The organism is Pseudomonas sp. LBUM1659 (genome assembly GCF_059716045.1).
The window spans coordinates 5,264,236-5,282,819 of record NZ_CP166797.1; the positions used below are offsets into that span (position 1 = coordinate 5,264,236).

Genomic DNA, 18,584 nt, shown 5'->3' on the forward strand with positions numbered 1-18,584 from the left:
CGCGAGCAAGCTCTGCTCCTACAAGGGAATGCATCAACCGAACAGATTTCAACTGACCCATGCCCACGCCAGATCGTCATCTACAGTGAACTTGCGCGGGACTACTTAAAACGTCACGGAGAACCACACTATGAGCACTGATGGTGCTTTGAGTCGAAGCCGTCTATTGCCGACCCTGCTCGGCATTCTGCTTCTGCTAATGGGCCTGGCCATGCTGGCAGGCGGGATCAAGCTGAGCATGCTCGGCGGCTCGCTGTATTACCTGCTGGCCGGTATCGGCCTGGCGCTGACCGGCGTACTGCTGATCCTCGCCCATCGCGCCGCCCTGGGCCTGTACGCACTGGTGCTGTTCGCCAGCACCGTGTGGGCCTTGTGGGAGGTCGGTCTTGATTGGTGGCAACTGGTCCCGCGTCTGGCGATGCTGTTTGCGCTGGGCCTCGTCATGCTGTTGCCGTGGTTCCGCCGTCCGCTGCTGCGCGAAGGCGCTGCACCGCTGGGCACCGGCGCCCTGAGCGTCGCCGTGGTCCTGGCGGGCGTGGCCGCCTTGGCCAGCCAGTTCACCAACCCGGGTGAAATCAAAGGCCAACTGGACCGCGACAGCGTGCCGGGCATGACCAACACCGCGCCGGCCATGCCCGACGGTGACTGGAATTCCTACGGCCGCAGCGCCCACGGTGATCGTTACTCGCCCCTGGCGCAGATCACCCCGGCCAACGCGCACAAGCTGGTTCCGGCCTGGACTTACCGCACCGGCGACCTGCCGGGCCCGAACGATCCGGGCGAGACCACCGCTGAAAACACCCCGCTGAAAGTCAACGGCATGCTCTACGTGTGTACGCCGCACAGCCAGGTGATTGCACTGGACCCGGACACCGGCAAGGAAATCTGGCGTTTCGACCCGAAGCTCTCAACGCAAAACGCGGCGAACTTCAAGGGTTGGGCGCACATGACCTGCCGTGGCGTGTCGTATCACGATGACGCCGTCTACGCCTCCGAGCAGAGCCCGACCGGCAGCGCCAGCGCCGCCGTCGAGAATGCCTGCCCACGCCGAATCTTCCTGCCGACCGCCGACACCCGTCTGATCGCCCTGAACGCTGACACCGGCAAGATGTGTGAAGACTTCGGCGACAAGGGCCAGGTTGACCTGCGCGCCAACATCGGCGGCTTCACGGCCGGCGGTTACTACTCCACCTCGCCTCCAGCGGTCACCAAAGACCTGGTGGTGATTGGCGGTCACGTCACCGATAACGTTTCCACCGACGAGCCAAGCGGTGTGATCCGCGCGTTCGACGTGCACACCGGCAAACTGGTGTGGAACTGGGACAGCGGCAAGCCGGACGACACGACGCCGATTGCCGAAGGCCAGACCTACACCCGCAACTCCCCGAACATGTGGTCCATGTTCGCGGTCGATGAAAAACTCGGCATGCTCTACCTGCCGATGGGCAACCAGACCCCGGACCAGTTCGGTGGCGCACGCACTCCGGAATCGGAACTGCACGCCGCCGGCCTGACGGCCCTGGATATCGCAACCGGCAAAGTGCGCTGGCACTTCCAGTTCACCCACCATGACCTGTGGGACATGGACGTCGGCGGCCAGCCAACCCTGATGGACCTGAAAACCGCTGACGGCGTGAAGCCAGCGGTGCTTGCGTCCACCAAGCAAGGCAGCCTCTACGTGCTGGATCGCAGCACCGGCAAAGCGATCGTGCCGATCAACGAAGTGCCGGTGCCGCAAGGCGCTGTCGCCGGTGATCACACCTCGCCGACCCAACCCAAGTCCGACCTCAACTTCATGCCGCCGCCGTTGAAAGAACGCGACATGTGGGGTGTGACACCGTTCGACCAACTGGTCTGCCGGATCACTTTCAAATCCCTGCGTTACGACGGCCCGTTCACCCCGCCATCGCTGCAAGGTTCGATCGTTTATCCGGGTAACTTCGGCGTGTTCGACTGGGGCGGTATCTCGGTGGATCCAGTGCGTCAGATCCTTTTCGTGAACCCGGACTGGATGGCCTTTAAATCGAAGCTGATCCCGGCCGCCGAAATCGCCGCCCAAGGCCCACGCAAAAGCGAAACCGAAGGCGTGCAGCCAAACAAAGGCGCGCCTTATGGCGTGATCCTCGAACCCCTCCTGTCGCCAATGGGCCTGCCGTGCCAGGCACCTGCGTGGGGCTACGTGGCCGCGGTCGACCTGACCACCCATGAAAAAATCTGGATGCACAAGAACGGCACCGTGCGCGACAGCTCACCGGTACCGATCCCGTTGAGCATGGGTGTGCCAAGCCTGGGCGGCACGTTCACAACCGCCGGTGGCGTTGGCTTCCTCAGCGGCACCCTTGACCAGTACCTGCGCGCCTACGACATGAAAAACGGCAAGCAGTTGTGGGAAGGCCGCCTGCCGGCCGGCGCGCAAACGACACCGATGACCTACACCGGCAAGGACGGCAAGCAATACGTGCTGGTTGTTGCTGGCGGTCATGGATCGCTGGGCACCAAGCAAGGTGACTACGTGATGGCGTACAAACTGTCCGAGTAAGGTTTAGCGGCGGTTAATGGAAAGGCGACTCCTGAGAGGGGGTCGCCTTTTTCATGGATGATGGTTTTTAAGTGCAATGCCCAACACACAACTGACCCCTTGTAGGAGCTGAGCTTGCTCGCGATAGCGGTGTGTCAGACGACTTCAATGCTGAATTTTAAACAGCCTTCGCGAGCAAGCTCAGCTCCTACAAGGGATCGAGGTCGGCCTGAAAAGTCAGTGGACGTCCTACAGCCGTAGCAGTTTTCGAGGGGGATTCCGACAGGTTGTGGCGGTTGTTGTGTCGGAAGGCAGGGAGATAGGCTTTACCCGTCGCTGCAAATTCAACGACCGGGTTTGGTCGCCCAGGTTTAGAATGGCGCACTTTTCGTGCTTGCTTCATGGCGAGCTGTGCGTGGGAGGGCTTCGGCCCTGCCGGGTTCCATTCCCTGGTCGACCAACCTGCGTACGGTTCGCCACCCAACTGCTTGGTCGCAGTCGTGGCGAACTCCCTATCTTCGAATGGAGCTTCAGCATGATCAAAGAAACCCCAAGTCCCCCCGAAACCGACGACGTTTCCCCCTACGAATCCATCGATTCCAGAAAGCTCAACGAAGCCGCAGAACGCGCTTTGAATCACTACCTCAACCCCGCTGCGCTCAAATCACCGGCCACCCGCAAACCCAGCACCATGTTTATCCTCGCCCCGGATGTCAAAGACGAAGACCTCTTGGCCCATACCTGTGAGTCGTTGGCCCAGGCCAGTGTGATGGCCAGCGATTTTGCCGCCTATCTGGAAGGCCCGCACCGGAACACGGCCATGGCGATTCAGCAGATCGTCATACTGGCCGAACTGGCGGCGAACCGGATGCTGGATAACCTCGAACTACCAAAACCCTCACCACACCGCTAATCCCCCAGCAGAAGCCAATCCCCTGTGGGAGCGAGCCTGCTCACGAAAGCGGTGTGTCAGTCGACATCAACACTGAATGTCATGCCGCATTCGCGAGCAGGCTCGCACCCACAATGGGCCGGGTATATCTGATAGAGATTGATCGGCTGTCAGGTCGCATTCGCTGGCAAGCCAGCTCCTACAATGAATCGGTGTACACCCGCCGCTCTTCACCACTCATCAGGCCGAGCGTTAGCTCGCCTTCAGCTCTTGATCTTGATCCACCCGCCCCTTCGGGAGGCTGAGTGGAGGTGTTCATCCGGGGAGTGGCGCGCAGCGCCGTTCGACGCAGTCGAACACGCTGCATGTAGGTCGAAGCGAAGCCGACCGGAGGGCAGTGTCTCCGGATGGATACCGGAGCGAAGGAACGCCGAGCCCAGGCGAGGGGCCGGACGCTCGGGGCGAGCCTTTTTTTGCTTACTTTTTTTTGGCGTTTGAAAAAAAAGTGAGTCGCCGTAAGGGCGAAACCCTAAGTGGCCGTTACCGCAGAAACGGATATGTACACCAAAACCAACAACATGGTCGGCCCAGAGGCCGCCAAGTCAAAAGCCACCTGTCCAAACCCTGAACACACACTCGGAAACATCGCGAGCCATTGAAACCACCCCCCACCTGCCCCATCTAACACCCATACCCAATTGCGCAGGTGCCCCATGAGCGACCAGCAAGAATTCCCCGAAGACCCAAGCGAGTACGACGAAGCCGAACAAATCGAACACCACGCCACCGGCAAAGGCCTCGCCCTGCCCGGCCAGAACCTGCCGGACAAGGTCTACATCATCCCGATCCACAACCGCCCGTTCTTCCCGGCCCAAGTGCTGCCGGTCATCGTCAACGAAGAACCCTGGGCCGAAACCCTCGACCTGGTCAGCAAAGCCGATCACCACTCCCTGGCCCTGTTCTACATGGACGCGCCCCAGGAAGACCCGCGCCATTTCAATACTGGCGCACTGCCGGAGTACGGCACGCTGGTCAAGGTGCACCACGCCAGTCGTGAAAACGGCAAACTGCAATTTGTCGCCCAGGGCCTGACCCGGGTGCGCATCAAAACCTGGCTAAAACACCATCGCCCGCCGTACCTGGTGGAAGTCGAATACCCGCACCAGCCGACCGAGCCGACCGATGAGGTCAAGGCCTACGGCATGGCGTTGATCAACGCGATCAAGGAACTGCTGCCGCTCAACCCGCTGTACAGCGAGGAGCTGAAAAACTACCTCAACCGCTTCAGCCCCAACGATCCATCGCCGCTGACCGACTTCGCCGCCGCCCTGACCTCGGCCACCGGCAGCGAGCTGCAAGAAGTGCTCGACTGTGTGCCCATGCTCAAACGCATGGAAAAAGTCCTGCCGATGCTGCGCAAGGAAGTCGAAGTCGCGCGCCTGCAAAAAGAGATCTCCGCCGAAGTTAACCGCAAGATCGGCGAGCATCAGCGTGAGTTCTTCCTCAAGGAACAACTCAAGGTCATCCAGCAAGAGCTGGGCCTGACCAAGGATGATCGCAGCGCCGACATCGAGCAGTTCGAGCAACGCCTGACCGGCAAAGTGCTCTCGCCGCAGGCGCAAAAACGCATCGAAGAAGAAATGAACAAGCTGTCGATCCTCGAGACCGGCTCGCCGGAGTACGCGGTCACCCGCAACTACCTCGACTGGGCGACTTCGGTGCCGTGGGGCGTGTTCGGCGAAGACAAACTCGACCTCAAGCACGCACGCAAGGTACTGGACAAACACCACGCCGGCCTCGACGACATCAAGGACCGCATCCTCGAATTCCTCGCGGTCGGTGCTTACAAAGGCGAGATCAGCGGCTCCATTGTGCTGCTGGTCGGGCCGCCGGGCGTGGGTAAAACCAGCGTCGGCAAGTCCATCGCCGAATCCCTCGGCCGGCCGTTCTACCGCTTCAGCCTCGGCGGCATGCGCGACGAAGCCGAGATCAAGGGCCACCGCCGCACCTACATCGGCGCGCAACCGGGCAAACTCGTGCAGGCGTTGAAAGACGTCGAAGTGATGAACCCGGTGATCATGCTCGACGAGATCGACAAGATGGGCCAAAGCTACCAGGGCGACCCGGCCTCGGCGCTGCTGGAAACGCTTGATCCGGAACAGAACGTCGAATTCCTCGACCATTACCTGGACCTGCGTCTGGACCTGTCGAAAGTGCTGTTCGTGTGCACCGCCAACACCCTGGACTCGATCCCCGGCCCGTTGCTCGACCGGATGGAAGTGATTCGCCTGTCGGGTTACATCACCGAAGAAAAAATCGCCATCGCCAAACGCCACCTGTGGCCCAAGCAACTGGAAAAGGCCGGCGTGTCCAAAGGCAGCCTGAGCATCAGCGACAGCGCCCTGAAAGCATTGATCGACGGTTATGCTCGTGAAGCCGGCGTACGCCAGTTGGAAAAGCAACTGGGCAAACTGGTGCGCAAAGCCGTGGTGAAGTTGATCGACGAACCCAAAGCGGTGATCAAAGTCGGCCCGAAAGACCTTGAAGCCTCACTCGGTCATCCGGTGTTTCGCAACGAGCAAGTGCTGTCCGGCACCGGCGTTATCACTGGTCTGGCCTGGACCAGCATGGGCGGCGCCACCTTGCCGATTGAAGCCACGCGAATCCACACGCTGAACCGTGGCTTCAAACTCACCGGGCAATTGGGTGATGTGATGAAAGAGTCGGCGGAAATCGCCTACAGCTACGTCAGCTCCAACCTGAAGTCGTTTGGCGGTGATCCGAAGTTCTTCGACGAAGCCTTCGTCCACCTGCACGTCCCGGAAGGCGCCACCCCCAAGGACGGCCCGAGCGCCGGCGTGACCATGGCCAGCGCCCTGCTCTCGCTCGCGCGCAACCAGCCACCGAAAAAAGGCGTGGCCATGACCGGCGAACTGACGCTGACCGGGCATGTCCTGCCGATTGGCGGGGTGCGCGAGAAGGTGATTGCGGCGCGGCGGCAGAAGATCTTTGAATTGATCTTGCCGGAGCCTAACCGTGGCAGCTTTGATGAACTGCCGGACTATCTGAAGGAAGGGATCACCGTGCACTTCGCCAAGCGTTTTGCGGATGTGGCGAAGATTTTGTTCTGACCCCGTAACCTGATCGTTCCCACGCTCCGCGTGGGAATGCATCCTGTGACGCTCTGCGTCAGCTTGTGATGGGACGCGGAGCGTCCCGGGCGGCATTCCCACGCAGAGCGTGGGAACGATCATGTCCCGCAACATCGTCACACTTTGTCTCATCTTCGGTTATGCTCGCCGTTCGTCGTGAATGCCGGAGCCCCTGACCTTATGTCCCCCATCCGCCTGTTTGTTCTCCTCGCCCTGTCCTTGCTGGCCGCCTGCGCCACGCAACCGAAACAGAACGTGACCGTAGTAAAACAAAGCGAATGCCCGGTGAAACTGAACAGCGGGCAAAACCTGATCCTGACCCTGCCTAGCAACCCGTCCACGGGTTACCGCTGGGCGATTCAGGATTCGGCCGGTGGTGTGTTACATGCGCTCAGCCCTGAGGTTTACAGCAACCCGGAAGACGCCGGAATCGTCGGCAGCGCCGGCCTCTCGACCTGGCGCTTTCAGGCGTTCACTGCCGGTACCGGGCGCTTGCGTCTGACATCACAACAACCCTGGGCCCCGGAGGTATTGCCGGTGGAAACTTTCGATTGCGCGATCTCGGTTAACTGATCGTGGGCTGGCTCATTCTGGCGCTGATGGGCGCAGTGACCTTCCTGTACGGCGTGAGCATGCAGGCAACGTTGCTCTGCCTGCTGGTCAAACCTATGCCCGTGCTGGCCTTGCTCGGTTGGCTGCATGACGCGCCGCCCGGCGACTATCGCCGGTGGATCAGCCTAGGCCTGATTTTCTCGCTGCTCGGCGATGTTTTACTGGCGTGGCCAGGGGATCTGTTTGTGTTTGGCCTTGGCGCGTTTCTGGTTGCGCATCTGGCTTATCTCAAAGCCTATTTGAGCGATTGCCGGCGATTGGCGGTGTTGCCATTGGTGATTGCGTTGGGAGTCGGCGCGGTGTTGCTGGGGATTTTGATTTCCCACGGCCTTGGCCCATTGCTGATCCCAGTGATTGTTTACGGCTTGGCCATCAGCGCCATGCTCTGGCGGGCACTGGCTCGACTGGGCACTGAAGTCCCCAAACGCTCAGCGCTGCTGGCGGCGGCAGGTGCGGTGGCGTTCGTGTTCTCAGACAGCGTGATTGGCATCAGCCGTTTTGTCGCGCCATTCGACGCAGCGCCCTATGTAATCATCCTCAGTTATTGGCTGGGGCAATGGGGAATTACAGCGTCGGCGTTTTCGAAAAACAATCATTGATGAATGTCAGAGCCTGAACAAATGCGGGTTCAGCACCCGCATAAGAAAATACGAAGTAATAGCCCAAAAGTCTAACTACCTGTCAGGTTTGACAGTATATCTGTCCTCCTTGCGAACTTATTGTTCACGTGGTTCTACGCAACTACACCACTCACGCAAGGAAGGACATTATGAGTTTCTTTAAAGGCAACAAACGCGGCCCTGCTGATCCGATTATCACCGTCAGTGCTGAAACAAGCGCTACTGTTTCCCGTCGCGTAAAGTTCGAGAGTCAAATCGTAGAATTCGAAGCCGACACTAACAGTGATCTGATTGCGCTCATCACTCGTGCAAATACCGAAGACACCTCATCCAGATGCAAAAAGGGTCTGGTACTTATCTTCGACAAAAATATTCAATCCGGCACCTATTCAGTCTCAGATTCAGACTTCCCGTTTCTCGAGGCTTACTACTTCGAAACTGGAACAATCCCTGGGTTTATCACCTCCCACCACTATCAACCCAAGAGTGGATCGTTCACCGTAGAGGCAATCGAAAACAATACCGAAGAGTTACATTATGAAATCAGCTTTGATTTTAAAGGCGTAAACGGGAGGAATAAAGAGCTCCGTATCGCTGGTAAATCCACCTATATTGTGTTGATGGAACCACAGCGATAACTCTTTAAATTTTGAATGGCCAAGCCCCTGATTCGGGACTTGGCCATTCGTTTTTCATTTAGTGTTCCCTCTCCAACTACAGCTCTCTGACCTTCGCTAGTCAGAATCCCCGCCGGGCATCCCTCACGGTTTATCAGACAACCCGCGCATCCCCCCGTCAATTTGGCTAAAATGCCGGCCTTTTCCACCAACGCCGCTGGAACCGCCGTGAGCAAAGAACCCGATCGCCTTTTCGCCCAGCCTTTGGCCCAGGTGCCTGACTTCTCCTTTAACGAGGACGTGGTGCGGGTGTTCCCGGACATGATCAAGCGCTCGGTGCCGGGTTATCCGACCATCGTGGAAAACCTCGGCGTGCTCGCCGCGCAATTCGCCCAGCCCAACAGCGTGCTCTACGACCTCGGTTCATCCCTAGGTGCCGTGACTCAGGCCTTGCGCCGTCACGTGCGCACCGACGGTTGCCGCGTGATCGCTGTGGATAACTCTGCGGCGATGGTCGAGCGTTGCCGCGAATACCTCAACGCTCAAGACTCGATGTTCCAGGAGTTGCTGCCGGTGGAAGTGATCGAAGGCGACATCCTCGCCCTTGAGTTTCAACCGGCCTCGGTGGTGGCGCTGAACTTCACCCTGCAATTCATCGCCCCGGACCAGCGCACGGCGTTGCTCTCGCGCATCCGCCAGTCACTGTTGCCCGGTGGCGCGCTGATTCTGTCGGAGAAGCTGCGTTTCAACGACTTCGAAGAACACGCGCTGCTCACCGACCTGCACGTCGCCTTCAAACGCGCCAACGGCTACAGCGAACTGGAAATCGCCCAGAAGCGCAGCGCCATCGAAAATGTCATGAAGCCCGACAGCCTCGAAGAACACCGCGAGCGCCTGCTGGCCGCCGGGTTCTCGAAAGTCGTGCCGTGGTTCCAGTGTCTTAACTTTGCCTCGTTGATTGCCTTGCCATGATTGATCTGTCCCCCCTCGCCCGCCGCCTGGCCGGTACACCATTGGCCGAATGGGCCAACACCCTGCAAGCGCAACTCGACAAGAAAATGGAAAAGGGTCACGGCGACCTGGAGCGCTGGCAGAGTGCGCTGGATGCCTTGCCGAAGATTCAGCCCAGCGACGTCGACTTGCTCAATGGCTTGATGCTGGACACCCGTTGCGACGACGAAACCCGCGCGCAGATGCGTACTGCGCTGATGGGGTTGTCGCCGTGGCGCAAAGGGCCGTTTGATCTGTTTGGTGTACACGTCGACACCGAATGGCGTTCGGACTGGAAATGGTCGCGCGTCGCCCCGCATCTGGATCTGAAGGGCAAACGCATCCTCGACGTCGGTTGCGGCAATGGCTATTACATGTGGCGCATGCTCGGCGCCGGTGCCGACAGCGTGATCGGCGTTGACCCGAACTGGCTGTTCTTCTGCCAGTTCCAGGCGGTGCAGCGTTACCTGTCCGAACCCAATGCCTGGCACCTGCCATTCCCGTTCGAAGACCTGCCGCCGGAGCTGGAAGGCTTTGATTCGGTGTTTTCCATGGGCGTGTTCTACCATCGCCGCTCGCCGATCGAGCATTTGCTGGCGCTGAAAGATTGCCTGGTCAAGGGCGGCGAGTTGGTGCTGGAGACGCTGGTGATCGAGGGCGATCAACAGCAGGTGCTGGTGCCGGAAGACCGCTACGCGCAAATGCGCAACGTGTGGTTCCTGCCGTCGGTACCGGCGCTGGAGCTATGGTTGCGGCGTGCCGGGTTTACGGATGTGCGTTGCGTTGACGTGAGCGTGACCACGGTCGAGGAACAGCGCGGGACGGAGTGGATGAAGTATCAATCGTTGAGTGACTTCCTTGATCCGGACGATCACAGCAAGACGATTGAAGGGCTGCCGGCGCCGATGCGTGCTGTCATTGTGGCCCGCAAATAACGCATAACCTGTAGGCGCCGAGCTTGCTCGGCGCCTACAGATTTTACGTGTTCAGTCTGTTGGTTTGGCTCTTCGGGCCTTGAAGAACTCGCTGAGCACTGCCCCACACTCCTGCGCCAACACCCCGCCTTCAAACAATACCCGGTGATTCAAAAAGCCCTGGGTAAAGAACTGCCCCTGACTCTGCACAATCCCGGCCTTGGGCTCCAGCGCGCCATACACCACCCGCGCAATCCGCGAATGCACAATCAAGCCTGCGCACATGCTGCACGGCTCCAGGGTCACGTACAGCGTGCTGCCCGGCAGGCGATAATTGCTGGCCGCCAACGCCGCCGCGCGGATCGCGACCATCTCGGCATGAGCACTCGGGTCGTTGCCGCTGATCGGGCAGTTGAAGCCGCGGCCAATGATTTCACCGTCCTGCACCAGCACCGCGCCCACCGGCACTTCACCCAGCGCGGCACCTTGAGCCGCCAGGGCCAGGGCTTCGCGCATGAAGTCGCGATCACGGCTGCGGTCGATGATGGCGGTTGGACGAATCTGACGCATCACGCCACCTCGATGGCGGCCATCAGGCCGGTTTCCATGTGATCGATCACATGGCAATGGAACATCCAGATGCCCGGGTTATCCGCCACCAGCGCCACTTGCGCACGCTCGTTCTTGCCCAACAGATAGGTGTCGGTGAAGTACGGAATGACCTTGTGCCGGTTCGAAGCAATGACCTTGAAGCTCATGCCATGCAAGTGAATCGGGTGCTGATACTGAGTCATGTTCTTCAATTCGAAAATGTAGCTCTTGCCCTTTTCAAGCTTGGCAATCGGCCGGTCGGCGCAGGTCTTGTCAGTGATATCCCAAGCTTTGCCGTTGATTTGCCACAGGCTCGGCGGTTTGCCGTTTTCGACGTTGACCGACACAGAGCCGACCCACTCGAAATTGAAGTTGAGTTTCTCGGCATTGGCCAGGTCCGGCTCAGCCACCGGGTTGGCGGGTAGCGCGGGCGGCCATTCAGTCGATACATCGCTATTCGCCACCGAACGGAACGTACCCAAGCGTACCGGACCGTTGCGCAGGGACAACTCCTCGCCGGCCGGCGGTGCCTTGATTGCCAGACAAATACGCATGCCCGGGCCGAGCCAGTATTCCTTGCCCAGCGGGCGCGGCTCGATGGGGTTGCCGTCCAGCGCGTAGATCTGCGCTTCGACGCCGGGAATATTCAGGCGATAGGTCAACGTGTTATCGAGGTTGAGTAAGCGAACACGAGTAATCTGTCCGGCAGGCAAGTCGATCACCGCTTGCGAGGCACCGTTGATGGTCGACAGACGCCCCGCCGTGCCGCCACGAGCGGCTTCGCGAGGAATGCTGAACGCGACGAACGCGCCTTCTTCATCCACATGCCAGCTCTTGAGGCTCAAGGTTTTCTCGTACTTGAAACCGGTGGGCTCACGCTCTTCGACGATCAACGGGCCTACCAGCCCGCGACCGAGCTCTTCGCTGCTGTTCACGTGCGGGTGATACCAGTAGCTGCCAGCATCGGGCACGCGGAATTTATAGTCGAAGTATTCGCCCGGCAGCACCGGCAATTGCGAAACGTACGGCACGCCGTCCATTTCCAACGGCAGGCGAATGCCGTGCCAGTGGATAGTGGTCGCGACCGGCAGATGGTTGATGAAACGCACCCGCAGCCATTCGCCCTGGCGAACCCGCAATTCCGTGCCCGGCGCCGACGGGCCGAACGCCCAGGCTTCAGTTTTGTGCCCGGCGACCAGTTCGACGTCCAGCGGCGCCGCAATCAGCTCATAGTCGTGGCCGGCGTCCGCCTCGGCCCTCTTGCCCAGCCAGTAACGCGACGCGCCACCAGCCCCCGCGCCAACCACCACAAGACCGGCCAGACCACCGAGTATTTGTCGACGGGTAAAGGACATGAACTCAACTACCTCACGTATCAGCGACAGGCCTGGCGCCTGCAAAAGGCGAATACGATACACCTGCGGTTGAGAAACAGTAAGGGTGGCGCGGCGGATGGCCGCACCCGGCAGCCTTGTCGGATCTGGCCCCTACACCCTATCGAAGCGCGAATGGGCATAACTATGTAGTGCACCTAATTCGAACAAATGGGTAATTCTCGATCCCTATTTCTCAAGGAGTGAGAGCATGCTCAATCAAACAAATACGACGGTGCTTCCCAATGGCTCCGACAAGGAACACCTCAAAGTCACGGCCCCCCTCATTGTGGCAGCCTGTCCGGGTTTGCAAGATGAAGCCCACGCGATCGCCAGCGAGATTCTGAAAAAATACGGCATCAGCGACATCGACCCCGACCAGGTCTGGTGGCATCGCTTTGACAATGTCTCGGCCAGCAGCACCAAGGCCTTCCTGGGTTGGGAGCACGCGCCACAACCCAGCGAATCACTGACCCTGACGCAACTGGTCATCCATCGATACCGCGTCACGGATCAGGACAACGCCGATCTGCTGGACAGCGATGGCGGTTTTTACAACCAGGACGCACACGCCAGCCTCTACAACGAAACCAACGAAGTGCGGATGTACCCCAGCCAGGTCCTCAAGGACCTGTGGCGACTCAACCTCAGCGACCGCTACCTGAGCAAAATGCACGCCTTCTGGAGCACTCATTTTGAAGACTACCGGACCCTGGCCAAATGCAACTTCCTCAGCAAAGCCGTCGAAGCCCGGCAAAACGGTCAGCTGGAGGAAGAAGATTTTCAGACCGTCATCAAGGCTGCTGTCGGCGACCTGACCTGGCCGATAACCCTGGCGGGATTACAAGCCAAAGTCTCTACAACCGGGGAGGCTGGTTTTTTTGTGCTGGATGTAGCAGGACATGTCGCCACCGATATCCTGCGTATCGTTGGTCGGGACGGACGGCAGATCACCTATGTTCCCGGTGCGGCCGAAGCGTTCCACGTGCACCCGAAACCTGCGGATCTGCATTGGTGGATCTTGCTTCAGATGAATGACGATACGCGCCTTGCCGAGTTCATGACCCATTTCCCAGTGTCTGAACGTCAGGCCATCAATGACAACATCACGCCTCTTATGGATCAGTTGGTGAGCACCTGGGGCAAGTCCGACCACCACCTGATCAATCAAAAGACTATCGCCATCAGCGGCGATACATTCACCTGGCTGAGTCGTTCAGTACAGAGCACCATGCAGGCAGACGCCGATCTGACGCTGATCTCCAATGGGCAAATGCGCAAACAACTGTGGCTGGGTTACCTGACCGTTGGCTTGCATGTGTTTGGTCCGCTGGCGATGCTCGGTTGGCCGATCGCGTTGCCGGTGATCGGGGCCAGTCTGGCCGCCATGGGGTTGAACATCGATAAAGCGGTCAACGGCAAGACGGCTGAGGCGCGCAAGGCCGGTGTCATCGGTGCCGTACTCGCTGGCATCAATACCCTGTTCAACATTCCGCTGCTCAAAGGCGTTGGTGCGCTGGAGGAAGTTGGAGCGTCGGTCGCCACCGCCGAAGCGGTCGAAATGGCTGAGCTGAAAGAGGTGGGCAATCCGGTTGGACCTGGAAGCCCGGAAGAACCGCGAGTTTCCGACGGCGCGCAGGAGACACCCTCTCAAGTCGAAGGATTGACCCCCGTGCCAGGGGATTCCGGCTCGCCCGTTGAAGTGCCGGAACACTGGCAAAGCAATGACATTCTGGAAAGCGAACCACTCGCCGACAGTGGAAAATTCCAGGGGGTCTATACACTCAACTCCAACCCTCCAAACGCCATCATGATGAATGACACGGCCTATTACGTGCGCTACGAAAGCGACGTCAACGGTGGTGGCAGCTGGGCAATCATTGACCCGAAAAACCCTAACGCCTTTTCAGGATCAATGCCGGTACGCCTGAATGCTCAGGGCGAATGGGAACTGACGCCGCGAGCCGGGCTCAAGGGCGGCGGCAAAGAGATTGGCGAACCGGTGCCGGGAACGTCTCAATCGGCCTCTCAATCCCGCCCACCGTCCTCCCTGCGCAGTCCGTCCACAAAATACGATGCTCCAGGGCTATACCGCCTGAGGAGGCTGGCGCTGGGTATAAAACAAACACATTTCAAAGTCATGCGCCTGCCCGACGGAAGCATGAAGGGGATTTCAGACTATGAAGAACATGTCGCCCCACTCCGCACACGGCTGACCGGCGATACCCGCAGCTTCTATTCACGGCCCGACTTTTTCGCCTCGCTGCCCGCGCGTCCGGTACTCCCCGTCATAACGCCATCGACCACCGTGACGGATCTCCTGGAAAAGATTTTCGAAGCCGCGCGGGGGCTGGTCGTTGGTGAGAGCCGGGATCGCATCGCGAGCATGCGATTCCTGATCGAGAACATGCAGACACTGGCCAGACAAGGCGTCAAAACGATCTATTTGCATCGACTGCTCAACGACGTCAATCAATTTGACCTGGATGCATTCACCAGAACGGGAGAGATATCCACGGAGCTGGAGAAATATCTGAATCAGCTGCAAAGCGACCCTTCCGGACAATTCACCCCGCTGAAGCTCGTCAGAATCGCCCGACAGCACGGCATTCGAATCCAGGCCACCGACTGCCTGGCAAGCTACAAGTATGAAGGTGCGTCCTTGAGTGACACGGCGGAACAGTCGATCAAAAACTACCTCACCAACACGATCATCCACACCAACGAATCACTCAATGGCTCTGGAAAATGGGTCGTGCTGACGGGCCAGGAAAACACCAATACCTTCAGAGGTATCGCCGGCATCAGCGAAATGAATGGCGGAATCGGTTTGCGCGTTGAGGAAGTTCTTCCCGAACTCAGTCCGCTTATTGAGGTAGATCCAGGCATCGATGTGGGCCGTAACCTGGGCCCGGCACAGCAACAAATGCATGGAGATTTCGACACCTTGTACGCCGACCTGAGCATCAAGGTGCCGCTGCCGATGCTTGAACGAACGGCGGCCGACTACGACCGGCTGCTGTTCCGCCAAGGCATGTTCACCTTAAAGGACTGGAACGGCGCCTGGACGTTGATTCATCGCAGCAGAGACGGCCAGATCATGCGTACGTTGATTGAACGAACGGCTGACGGAGGGTATCTGATCAACCGCCCTTCCTGGCCCGATCTGCACCAGATCCCCTACGCGAATATCGGCGATCTTACGCGGGCACTCACTGGTATAGGCTTGAAACTAGAAGGACGCCTGCCTCTGTAAGCAAAAAGTGCATCGAGCAGATCATTCCCAATACTCCGGTCATTACGAACGTGATGACCGGTCTCCTATCCCCAATTTCTCAAGGAGCGAGAAGTGAATTCAATTGAAACGACCTCCCCGTCCCTCCTGCCCGATCCGGCTGACGAGCAGTCGCTCAAAGACCTGGTCATGCCCTTTGTAGAGGCCTGCCCGGACATGCACGATTTGGCGCACGTGGAAGCCCAGGGCATTCTGGACAAATACAACATCAGGAACATCGACCCGGATCAGGTCTGGTGGCATCGTTTCGACAATATTTCCGCCAGCAGCACCCAGGCCTTCCTGTTCTGGGAACACGTCCCCACACCTTGTGAATCACTGACCCTCCCACAGTTGGTGGTTCAGCGCTTTCATGCCCATGATCAGGACAACGCCGACCTGCTGGATAGTGAGGGCGGATTTTACAATCAAGATGCTCGCGCCAGTATCTATAACGAAACCAACGAAGTGCGGATGTACCCCAGCCAGGTCATCAAGGACCTGTGGCGAATCAACTTCAGCGAACGCTACCAGAACAAAATGAACACCTTCTGGAGCGCTCATTTCGATGACTACCGGATCCTGGCCAAACTCAACTTCATCTCCACGGCGCTGGAGGAACATGGCGGTTCACGCCTGAGCAACGAAAACCTCAAGACCGTGCTCAAGGCCGTCGCCGGGAATATCTCCTGGCCGGTTACTCTGGACATGCTCAAGGCCCAGGCACCTGCCGTCGACGGACTGCAGGTTACCCCCCTGGATATCGGCGGTTACCAGGCAACCGACATCCTGCGCATTGTCGATCGCAATGGATGTCAGATCCTCTATGCTCCAGGCGAACTGGATGCCTTCCATGTGTTCGAGACCCCCAATGACCTCCATTGGTGGCTGCTGTGTCAGAACAATCACGCCGATAACCGTGCACGCTTCATGACCCACTTTCCTTTGGCCGCCCAGCAGCAAAGTGGCGATAACGTTGGCCTGAACCACACGATCGATTTGCTCTACGTGACCTGGGGAAAGTCCGATCACAGCCTGTTGAATCAGCACGCCTCGCCATTGAATACCGACCCCTTCACTTGGCTGCGTGACTCGGTGAAGTCCCGCATGAGCGCCGATGCGCAGGTGTCTCTGCACTCCAACGGTGATTTACGCGAACAGATGTGGATCGGCTACTTGACGGCCTTTATCAAAACCTTCGGTTCCATGGCGGTGTTGGGCTGGCCGGTTGCTCTGGCGGCCGTCGGTGCGGGCATCGCCAACATCGGCCTGAACCTGGATCAGGCCATCAACGGCACGACCGCAGCCGACCGCAAGGCCGGTGTCATTGGCACGATCGTCAACAGCATCGATACCCTGTTCAATTTGCTTTTTCTCAAGGGTGCTGCCGAACTTGCCGAAGTCCCGCAAGCCAGGGAAGTCTTCACGCCTCAGGAAAACCTCGCAGCCGAAACGCAAACCTCGACATCCACCTTGGCAAGAATTGAAATCGCAGCCTCTGGTCGCTCTTATGTCGTCGACGGCAAGGATCTGTTTGCCCCCTTCGAGACCAATGAGATTCTTGACGGGCTGGAACCTGTCAGCGAAGCGGGGAAATTCCGGAACATCTATCAGCCAGCGACTGGCGGAAACTTCATCCTCCTCAATGACGCTTACTGGCAGGTCCGCTACGTTAACGAACTGAAAACCTGGGTCATCATTGAGCCGGCCAATCCATTTTCGTTTTATCGCAGCCTGCCGGTTCGCCTGAACGCTGAGGGTGAATGGGAACCGCTCACACGTCCCGGGTTGTACGGTGGGGGAAAGATCTTCGACAAGCTGCCGTGGGGTCGTGCCCCGGAGCCACTGCGGGATTTTGACAGTTTACCGACGCCCTACGATGTGCCGGTTGCCTTGCGACAAGAGCTTGAACCGATGGCCAATGGTGCTCTGGATGAGAGAGCCATGAATGACCACTTCGTTAACATCCATCGACCTGACCCTGCCCTGACAGCATTCAAGGACTTGAGACGCACCCTGTATCAGGACGCCGAAACCTTCTATGCAAACCCGTCGCTTCCACCCCGGCCCGAGATCCCGACCTTTAACCCGACGACCAAAGCCAAGGACATCATCAAACGAATCGCCAGGACATCGGAAAGCCTGATCGTCGGCGAAAACCACGCAAGTGTAGGCAGCAAACAGTTCTTTATCGAAAACATGGAGGTGCTCGGCAAACAGAAATTCAAAACCCTGTACATGGAACACCTGCTCACCGACTTCCATCAGGCCGACCTGGACATTTTCAACAGAGGCGGAGACCTCTCGGAGGATCTGGAAAACTACCTTAAGAAACTCGACGCAGGCCATAGCACTGATCCCTCAGGGCAGTTCACCTTTCTGGAAGTCGTCAAGAGCGCACAAAAAAACCACATCCGTGTGCAGGCCATCGATTGTGCTGCCAGCTACCGGTCGAAAGGAATCCTCAGCGCACCTGCCGACTACCGACAAAAAATGATGAACTACTTTGCCAAGTCCGTTATCGACGCCGACCAGGCTGCCAGGGGCGCGCACAAATGGGTGGCGCTGGTCGGTGACAGCCATGCCAACACCTGGGACGGAGTCGCGGGCCTCAGCGAGCTGGAAGGAGGAATTGGCCTGCGCATCGAAAGTGCCGAAATCGGTCAGGCCGCAGGCATCGAACCGGATCCGGGGCGAATGGGCACCAATGAGGCGGGGATGCCGCAACCCCCAGTCAGGAGCGACTTGCGCCTGCAACTGGAGGTTCCCGCAACGCTTGCCCGGGAGCAGGCACTGGCCCTGGCCCTGAAAGAACCGGGCATGCTCACTCTCGAGCCCTCCGGCAGCCGGATACTGTTAATTCACCGTAGCAGTGATGGCTCGCTCGTACGCACCCCCATCGTGCAAGACTCGAAAGGGGTCTACATCACGCGCCCGAGCTGGAGCATCAGCAACAAGCACTTCGCCAACCTCACCGAGCTTGGCAATGCACTCGATCGCATGGGCATGAAACGTATACGCGTCCCCTGAA

12 protein-coding genes are annotated in these 18,584 nt (G+C 58.7%); 10 read left to right on the forward strand and 2 right to left on the reverse strand.

The features are described 5' to 3' along the window. The first annotated feature begins 130 nt into the window (after window positions 1–130). The 8 genes from ACA048_RS23895 to cmoB all read left to right on the forward strand — a co-directional run bounded on the left by ACA048_RS23895 (window position 131) and on the right by cmoB (window position 10,336). Window positions 131–2,539, forward strand: a complete 2,409-nt coding sequence (locus ACA048_RS23895) for a glucose/quinate/shikimate family membrane-bound PQQ-dependent dehydrogenase (RefSeq protein ID WP_497626567.1) — start codon at window positions 131–133, stop codon at window positions 2,537–2,539. Window positions 2,540–3,053: 514 nt separating this feature from the next. After that, entirely contained in the window at window positions 3,054–3,431 is a 378-nt protein-coding gene (locus ACA048_RS23900) for a DUF6124 family protein (protein ID WP_497626568.1), read from the forward strand. 692 nt (window positions 3,432–4,123) lie between these two features. Then, window positions 4,124–6,541, forward strand: coding sequence for an endopeptidase La (gene lon / locus ACA048_RS23905; RefSeq protein ID WP_497626569.1), 2,418 nt, complete (start codon window positions 4,124–4,126; stop codon window positions 6,539–6,541). Window positions 6,542–6,742: 201 nt separating this feature from the next. Then, complete coding sequence (locus ACA048_RS23910; protein ID WP_497626570.1) at window positions 6,743–7,135, forward strand: protease inhibitor I42 family protein; 393 nt, start codon at window positions 6,743–6,745, stop codon at window positions 7,133–7,135. Between the two features lie 2 nt (window positions 7,136–7,137). After that, on the forward strand, window positions 7,138–7,773 hold the full coding sequence (locus ACA048_RS23915; RefSeq protein WP_497626571.1) for a lysoplasmalogenase: 636 nt from the start codon (window positions 7,138–7,140) through the stop codon (window positions 7,771–7,773). A gap of 170 nt (window positions 7,774–7,943) precedes the next feature. Further along, window positions 7,944–8,432 (forward strand): hypothetical protein, encoded by a 489-nt coding sequence (locus tag ACA048_RS23920; protein WP_497626572.1) that lies wholly within the window; start codon window positions 7,944–7,946, stop codon window positions 8,430–8,432. 171 nt (window positions 8,433–8,603) lie between these two features. Further along, the gene (cmoA, locus tag ACA048_RS23925) at window positions 8,604–9,383 is read left to right on the forward strand and encodes a carboxy-S-adenosyl-L-methionine synthase CmoA (protein WP_497626573.1); all 780 of its coding nucleotides are present in this window, start codon (window positions 8,604–8,606) and stop codon (window positions 9,381–9,383) included. Further along, entirely contained in the window at window positions 9,380–10,336 is a 957-nt protein-coding gene (cmoB, locus tag ACA048_RS23930; RefSeq protein WP_497626574.1) for a tRNA 5-methoxyuridine(34)/uridine 5-oxyacetic acid(34) synthase CmoB, read from the forward strand. Before cmoA ends, cmoB begins: the two co-directional genes overlap by 4 nt. 51 nt (window positions 10,337–10,387) lie before the next feature. Here the strand turns inward: cmoB and tadA are convergent, their stop codons facing one another. Further along, window positions 10,388–10,885: a tRNA adenosine(34) deaminase TadA gene (gene tadA / locus ACA048_RS23935; protein ID WP_497626575.1), complete on the reverse strand. Its 498-nt coding sequence runs from the start codon at window positions 10,883–10,885 to the stop codon at window positions 10,388–10,390. Continuing rightward, window positions 10,885–12,261 carry a multicopper oxidase family protein gene (locus ACA048_RS23940; protein WP_497626576.1) on the reverse strand — a complete coding sequence of 459 codons (1,377 nt, stop codon included), beginning with the start codon at window positions 12,259–12,261 and terminating at the stop codon, window positions 10,885–10,887. The genes tadA and ACA048_RS23940 overlap by 1 nt, the downstream gene beginning before the upstream one ends. Before the next feature lie 229 nt (window positions 12,262–12,490). Here ACA048_RS23940 and ACA048_RS23945 point away from each other — a divergent pair, with 229 nt between their 5' ends. Both ACA048_RS23945 and ACA048_RS23950 read left to right on the forward strand, forming a co-directional pair. Continuing rightward, window positions 12,491–15,535 (forward strand): membrane-targeted effector domain-containing toxin, encoded by a 3,045-nt coding sequence (locus ACA048_RS23945; protein WP_497626577.1) that lies wholly within the window; start codon window positions 12,491–12,493, stop codon window positions 15,533–15,535. Window positions 15,536–15,628: 93 nt separating this feature from the next. Continuing rightward, window positions 15,629–18,583: a membrane-targeted effector domain-containing toxin gene (locus ACA048_RS23950; protein ID WP_497626578.1), complete on the forward strand. Its 2,955-nt coding sequence runs from the start codon at window positions 15,629–15,631 to the stop codon at window positions 18,581–18,583. Window position 18,584 lies beyond the last annotated feature (1 nt).

Coding starts and splice junctions, on each gene's coding strand:
- ACA048_RS23895 (WP_497626567.1), top strand. CDS start 131: ATGAGCACTGATGGTGCTTTGAGTCGAAGCCGTCTATTGCCGACCCTG.
- ACA048_RS23900 (WP_497626568.1), top strand. CDS start 3,054: ATGATCAAAGAAACCCCAAGTCCCCCCGAAACCGACGACGTTTCCCCC.
- lon (WP_497626569.1), top strand. CDS start 4,124: ATGAGCGACCAGCAAGAATTCCCCGAAGACCCAAGCGAGTACGACGAA.
- ACA048_RS23910 (WP_497626570.1), top strand. CDS start 6,743: ATGTCCCCCATCCGCCTGTTTGTTCTCCTCGCCCTGTCCTTGCTGGCC.
- ACA048_RS23920 (WP_497626572.1), top strand. CDS start 7,944: ATGAGTTTCTTTAAAGGCAACAAACGCGGCCCTGCTGATCCGATTATC.
- cmoA (WP_497626573.1), top strand. CDS start 8,604: ATGCCGGCCTTTTCCACCAACGCCGCTGGAACCGCCGTGAGCAAAGAA.
- cmoB (WP_497626574.1), top strand. CDS start 9,380: ATGATTGATCTGTCCCCCCTCGCCCGCCGCCTGGCCGGTACACCATTG.
- tadA (WP_497626575.1), bottom strand. CDS start 10,885: ATGCGTCAGATTCGTCCAACCGCCATCATCGACCGCAGCCGTGATCGC.
- ACA048_RS23940 (WP_497626576.1), bottom strand. CDS start 12,261: ATGTCCTTTACCCGTCGACAAATACTCGGTGGTCTGGCCGGTCTTGTG.
- ACA048_RS23945 (WP_497626577.1), top strand. CDS start 12,491: ATGCTCAATCAAACAAATACGACGGTGCTTCCCAATGGCTCCGACAAG.